The sequence below is a fragment of the Microvirga sp. P5_D2 genome, from assembly GCF_054049475.1.
This window is the reverse complement of record NZ_JBFUMH010000236.1, coordinates 1-5808: the sequence shown is the minus strand read 5'-3', so window position 1 is coordinate 5808 and position 5808 is coordinate 1. Positions and strand designations below refer to the sequence as shown.

Annotated in this window: 7 protein-coding genes; 2 read left to right on the top strand and 5 right to left on the bottom strand. The window is 56.9% G+C overall.

Annotated features, from left to right (window positions below):
• From ACXJKO_RS29195 to ACXJKO_RS29175, 5 genes are all read right to left on the bottom strand, one after another.
• On the bottom strand, window positions 1-659 hold a 659-nt coding region (locus ACXJKO_RS29195), incomplete at its 3' end, for a helix-turn-helix domain-containing protein (RefSeq protein ID WP_457094531.1).
• A 175-nt stretch (window positions 660-834) separates the two neighbouring features.
• The gene (locus tag ACXJKO_RS29190; protein WP_457094532.1) at window positions 835-969 is read right to left on the bottom strand and encodes a hypothetical protein; all 135 of its coding nucleotides are present in this window, start codon (window positions 967-969) and stop codon (window positions 835-837) included.
• 888 nt (window positions 970-1857) lie between these two features.
• Window positions 1858-2781, bottom strand: coding sequence for a DDE-type integrase/transposase/recombinase (locus ACXJKO_RS29185; RefSeq protein WP_457094530.1), 924 nt, complete (start codon window positions 2779-2781; stop codon window positions 1858-1860).
• A 23-nt stretch (window positions 2782-2804) separates the two neighbouring features.
• Window positions 2805-3071, bottom strand: coding sequence for a transposase (locus ACXJKO_RS29180; RefSeq protein ID WP_457094529.1), 267 nt, complete (start codon window positions 3069-3071; stop codon window positions 2805-2807).
• 495 nt (window positions 3072-3566) lie between these two features.
• Entirely contained in the window at window positions 3567-3875 is a 309-nt protein-coding gene (locus ACXJKO_RS29175) for a hypothetical protein (RefSeq protein ID WP_457094528.1), read from the bottom strand.
• A gap of 41 nt (window positions 3876-3916) precedes the next feature.
• Here ACXJKO_RS29175 and ACXJKO_RS29170 point away from each other — a divergent pair, with 41 nt between their 5' ends.
• Window positions 3917-4672, top strand: a complete 756-nt coding sequence (locus ACXJKO_RS29170) for a LuxR C-terminal-related transcriptional regulator (protein WP_457094527.1) — start codon at window positions 3917-3919, stop codon at window positions 4670-4672.
• Window positions 4665-5108: a hypothetical protein gene (locus ACXJKO_RS29165; RefSeq protein ID WP_457094526.1), complete on the top strand. Its 444-nt coding sequence runs from the start codon at window positions 4665-4667 to the stop codon at window positions 5106-5108. Before ACXJKO_RS29170 ends, ACXJKO_RS29165 begins: the two co-directional genes overlap by 8 nt.
• Window positions 5109-5808 lie beyond the last annotated feature (700 nt).

Here is a 5808-nt window from a genome sequence, read left to right as displayed (position 1 = left end):
TTCCTCAGCTCCTGCCACCCTTCAAGGATTTCGGAAGCGAGCGTCACCTTGGAGCGCGTAGGGGTCCGCGCCTGGAGATCCTTCAATCTGACCTCGAAGTCCGTGCGGTCTACCTCAGGAAAGTGCTCGGCGAGCGCTCTCAAGGCTTCCTCGGTTGCGCGTCGGCAGATCGTCACCTCATCAAAAGCTCGTTTTCGCACCTCCCGTAGCTGCTTTTGCTCAATCAGCCGCACGGTCCAATCCCCGCGCCGAACGTAGATCGGCGTCAAATCGAAGCCATAGGCATCGATGATCTGCCCGCTTAAATCCTTAACAGCAAACCGCTTTCCGTTCGGCGAGTCCTTTGGTGAGATCAGCTCCAGGTCGACGAGCTGCCGGAGGATGCGCCGGATTGCGCGCTCCGTCAGACCCGTTCGGCCGATGAGATAATCATTGGATGGCCAAACGAGCAGACGATCCCACTCCTGCTCCCCCCAGCAGGCGACCAGTTCTGACAAAACAGTGCGTTGCGCCGGTCTTAGGTCGAGCGCCTTTGCCGCATCTCGGGCGGCAGCCGACAGCTCTTTGCGCGTTACGGTGCGCCCGTTCTCAAGCGCAACTTTCCTTGATGCCAGAGCGGCATGTCTCAGCCGCCGGCCTCCAGACGATGCAAGCTGCATCATTCCCTCCTTGGTGAGGGCAAAGCGGAGGCGTTCACCGAAACCGATGCTCTTGACACTCGGGTTGTTAGGAYGGCATAAGAATGGTCGCCAAACACATTTCCTATGCCCACCCCTCGGTGGGTCTCCAAAGGCCCTCGAAGTTTCCAGCTTCGTGGGCCTTTTGCTTTGCCGGTTACATCACTGCATTCTGCTCCTTGCGAATGAAGACTGCTTCGAGGGCATAGGCGATGGCCTCCTGGCGCGATCGGAACCTGCCGTTCTCGACAGCCCGGTCGATAGCGTCGCCTGCCGGTTTCGAAACCCACACGTTCATTTCCCGATCGCCCCGCTCACGACGAAGGCTTCTGAGGCGTTGAACCCGCCGGCTCCGAGACAAGTCTGCCATGGCAATCCACCCTAGACACTCTAAAGCGTTTCGAGTGTTGCCCGATTCTCAGAGACGTGTGGAGTCGCGCGGCAAGAATCCGTTTACGATTCAAGAGATTCGCTTTGGAAAACTTCTTTTCGATGAATCATTTAGTGGAAGTAGGCGAATCAATCCCAATGTAAAAAGCCGGTTCCGCCTGATTCGAAGTTACGCACTTGATTCGCGCGCCTCTGCTTAAGATCACCGTGCCTTCAAATTTGACTGATCAAGACTTACTGGCCGCCCAAATTCTTCATTAGGCGAGCCAACCTTCGCTATGCACTCGCCGATTGGCAAGCTGCGCCGGTGCACGGGTTTCATAAACGGCCGGTCTGCGTATCCGGTTGGCTTCTGAAGTCGTCGCGGCTGATCAGAGGACAGCCGCTACCTCACTTGCCTTGATCGGCGGGATTACTCGTCCGAACAGTGTCAAACTTTGCAGGCCTGACATTTTTCGGTCGAAAGGAATGTTTGCAAGGCAACGATCGTCGCTACTTTTGGTTGCAATGATCCAGCCGTTCCCGTTCTGAAGGCAACGCTCGCAGGAGTTCAAACCAAGCGCGAACGCACCGTTCGTTGACCGACCTTGTCAGAATGCTCGGCGTCTCTTGCGAGAGGCGCGAACGCCCCCTGCCCTCCTCTCAACGCTGGTTGCTGACCAGCCTATGTTTGCGGAAAATCGCGGATCTCGCCGTCGATTGACCGGGAAAGCTCGATCGCCTCGTACCAAGCGGCGCTCGCGATCCAGCAATGCCTGTCAACGGGCACCGTAAGCTACCGGAGATGACGCTAGATGTTTAGTCCCGGCATTTGGTGGAGCGGGTCGAGCCTGAAGCGTTGGGGCTCGGTTGTCCAGATCTTGCAGATGTACTCGTAGGGGGTGAGGCCGCGCAGGATCTTGAGCCTTCGGGCGAAGTTATAAGCGGCGAGGAAGTCCCCGAGGTGGCCGCGCAGCTGGTCATGGCGGTCGTAGTAGTAGCGTCTGACCGTCGCGTCCTTGAGAGTGCGGTTCATCCTCTCGACCTGTCCGTTCGTCCAGGGATGGCGCGGTTTGGTCAGGCGGTGATCAATATCGTTCTGGGCACAGGCAAGTTCGAACGAGTGAGCGCGGAAGATCTCGCCTCGTGCCATCGCCTCTTTGATGAGAGGAGCTGCCGAACTGATGTTGCCGGGTGTGGTGAAGTGGGTGCCGTTGTCCACCCGAATGGTTTGCGGAACGCCATGGATACCCGCCACTCGGTTGAGGGTCGTGACCACGTCAGCGCCCGTGTAGCGGAAGCGCACATCGATCGCCGGCGAGAGCTTCGAGAACGCATCCACGATGGTCAGGATCCGGATCTTGCGGCCGTCGAAGAGCTGGTCGGACAGGAAGTCCATCGCCCACACCTCATTGGGAGCCACGGGTGGCGTGCGGTCCGAGCGTACCTTCGCGGCCACCTTGCGCTTCGGCCGTTTGTTCCTGATCTGCAAGCCTTCTTCGACATACAGCCGGTACACGCGCTTGTGGTTCACGCTCCATCCCTCCCGCTGCAACAGCACGTGAATGCGCCGGTAGCCGTAGCGCACGCGGGTCTCGGCGATCTCTCGAATGCGCTTGGTCAGAGCAGCCTGCGACAGGCGGCGCGAGCGGTAGAAGTAAGAGGACTTCTGGAACTGCAGCACGTGGCAGGCCCGTCGGATCGAGACCTGAAACGCGCCTTGCAGACCATCCACCAGCCGCCGCGCGCTCGCAGGCTTCAGAGCTTTTTTGACAGCACGTCCTGCAGCATGGCTTTGTCGAGCGAGAGGTCCGCCACCATCTGCTTCAGGCGCCGGTTCTCGTCCTCGAGCTGCTTGAGGCGACGCACCTCCGAGGGCATCAGCCCTCCGTACTTCTTGCGCCAGCGGTAGTAGGTCTGTTGTGAGATCCCGGCCTTGCGGCAGACCTCCTTGGCGCTCACGCCGTCATCGACCTGCTTGAGCAGGACGGCGATCTGCTGCTCTGAGAACTTGGACACCTTCATGGCCCATTCCCTTCTCCCAGCCGGGAGAGATTACGGGAAAATTCCCACTTCGGCTGGTCCAGTTTCCAGGGCTCAGGTCAGCTTTGTAGGTTTCGAGATGGGTCTCACTTGTCCTATTCTTCGACGCAGCGCAGCTCAAAAGYGGAAGCCGGCTAGGTGCGAGCGGTAGTGTTGATTTGAGCATCATCAAATTTCTGGATATGCTTTCGCCTGCAGAATGGCACAACCTCCTTCCAGCCCATCGTTCCGAATCCAGAGGACATCAGATTTTTTGAGCTATCCACGCGAGGCCGATTTTGGAAGCGTGGATGGCCACCGATTTGATCAACGCTTAAGACCTGGGAAGACACCCGTTGCTAAGCAGTCGCGCCATAGGGACCAACACTTCATCACATTGGAAGCGCRCTTATACGCACTCGACCTTCGTTCGCGCGGCGAAAGATCCGCTGGTGGCTTACCGATAACAGAAGGAATCGGCGTCTTGATTGACGAAGCCTATTCGGACCCATGCGGCTTTCCGAGATAAGAGACTGTCGTCTCGCCATTCTGGCGTGTCTGACTCCAAATCCGGGCAGAGGCCTCTTGGGCCGGCCCTGCTTCTTTCAGGATCACGTCGTTGGTTCCGAATATTTCGATGATCTCGATCTGGAAATCAGGCTGGCCGTCGGCTTCGACGTCGTATATTGCGGCGAGACAGGTGCCTGTCTTGCTGAGCTCCGTCGCCAGACCATCGCGTGCTCGGCACTCGACGATAGGCGTACTTCTTATGTCTGGAACCGGACAGACGCGTTCGCCGCCGGACATTTACCTTCCATAAGCCGAACAAACTTAGCTGGGGACCACCGTTGACTGCGCTGACGCTTTCTCATGCTCGCTCAGCAGAGGTTACGTTGCATCGCAACCATACCACTGTCATACCGACGGCACTCATCTCAAACGACACCATCGAACGGTCACGTTTACAAGATCTTCTGAAGATGACACCGTTTGCTCCAACCGAGGCTGTTTCCGTTGACGCGGCTAGATGGCTTCACCTGTCCGCATCCCGGCTGGGCTTGGTCCTGATCGAAACCAAACAGACCGCCATCTGTTTTCTTGAGACAATCAGCCAAATGAGAACGCTGTTCCCCGAAGCTCGGATCGTGGTTCTGGCTGATCAATTCGATATCCGCTTCGTGACGTCAGCATATGCGGGGGGTGTGCATGGCTTTTGCTTGACCACATATCCTCCTGACGTTCTTGTCAAATACCTTGAACTGGCGTTGGCCGGAGGATTCGTTATCCCTGCAGCTCTTGTCCACGCTGTCGTGGATATGACACCGTCCCGGACAGGACAGGTCCTAGACACAGATGTGTTAGCGTCGAGCTCAGCTAATCTGGAAACGTGCCGGCTCTCTATCCGAGAGCGGCAAATTCTGGATTGCCTCAAGGTGGGAGCACCGAACAAAGTGATTGCCCGTCAGTTCGCCATTGCCGAAGCAACGATCAAAGWTCACGTTAAAGCGATCCTACGCAAGATCGGTGTATCCAATCGTACTCAGGCTGCGATGTGGGCGTGCCAGCATCTTCCGAGCGGCCGTGGAGGGTCTGCGAATGTCTGAGAACAGTTCAATCAAGATTGCTGTCGGCGATAGCGTGCGCGCCCATTTTCATCCGCCGTTTCCTGAAAAAAGCTTCATTGAAGGGACGGTGATCCGGATTGACGAGATGTTTCCTGATGGCCCTTTGATCGTTGTGGATGTGAGCCATCAGGTCATTCTTGGCAGACCGGCTCCTATCAGGCGGGGGCACCAAGAGTATATCATGTTTGAGCGCTGGAGAGATTTCCCTGACCAGATAGAGGTCCTGCACAGGGCAGCAGACCGGAGGCGCGAGACTTTACATGACCTGATCGATCAGGATGTCCGAGAGGTTACGAACCACGATCCCATGAATGAACAGATGGTATATCCTGAGCAAAATGGAAGCGAGCGCCAGCAGCATAAGCCTCCCCAGCGGAGCAACTTCATCGCGACGCTCTTTGGGCGAGCACGATAGGTGCACGGTGTCGAGCGCTGTCAGATGCCTTGGGGCACAGGCTGTCGTTACTATCCGCTGGTACTATTTTCTGCCGCATCCTGTCATAACCGGGAACGATAAGCCAGGAGGCAGGTCATATCTTATGAAGGCGCTCGCCCTTGTCGTTGACGAATGAGCGTCGAGTATCCGAGTATGCATCAAAGGCTCTCAGGATTTAGCTGGAAGAGCCAGCGGGTCCGATCAAAGATCTCCAAAGCCTTGCGAAAGAGCAGCGGATCGGCGCAGTAAATAATTTGCCGCCAAGATCAGATTTCGCTCGGCACATTTGCTCAGAGTACCGTGCTCAGACCGTCAGCAGACCGTTACGCGGCCACGCTTAAAGACAGCTCATGAGTCTTTTCCGGCCAAACTGGAAGCACCCCGAAGGGCTAAGCTCAAGCGGTGTCTGTACAGTGGCAGCTGAACAGTTCGGAGCCTGACGCCGTCGTCTGGATGGTTTAATCCGCCTCGGAAATGGCTAGTCCGTCTAGCCGAATAAAAGTGGCCGTGCGGATCGGCTATATTGAAGTGATCACATCGGGATGTGGCCCGATGCCCGCTGGCGACCCTGTTCTGCCGAGCCGCCGCAAATTTCTGACAGTAAACCCGCACTTCGCATTCTGGTGGATAGGATCTATGCCCGCAATCGCTTCGTACAGCCTGACAGGTGACGCCTATA

Coding starts and splice junctions, on each gene's coding strand:
- ACXJKO_RS29175 (WP_457094528.1), bottom strand. CDS start 3,875: ATGTCCGGCGGCGAACGCGTCTGTCCGGTTCCAGACATAAGAAGTACG.
- ACXJKO_RS29165 (WP_457094526.1), top strand. CDS start 4,665: ATGTCTGAGAACAGTTCAATCAAGATTGCTGTCGGCGATAGCGTGCGC.
- ACXJKO_RS29180 (WP_457094529.1), bottom strand. CDS start 3,071: ATGAAGGTGTCCAAGTTCTCAGAGCAGCAGATCGCCGTCCTGCTCAAG.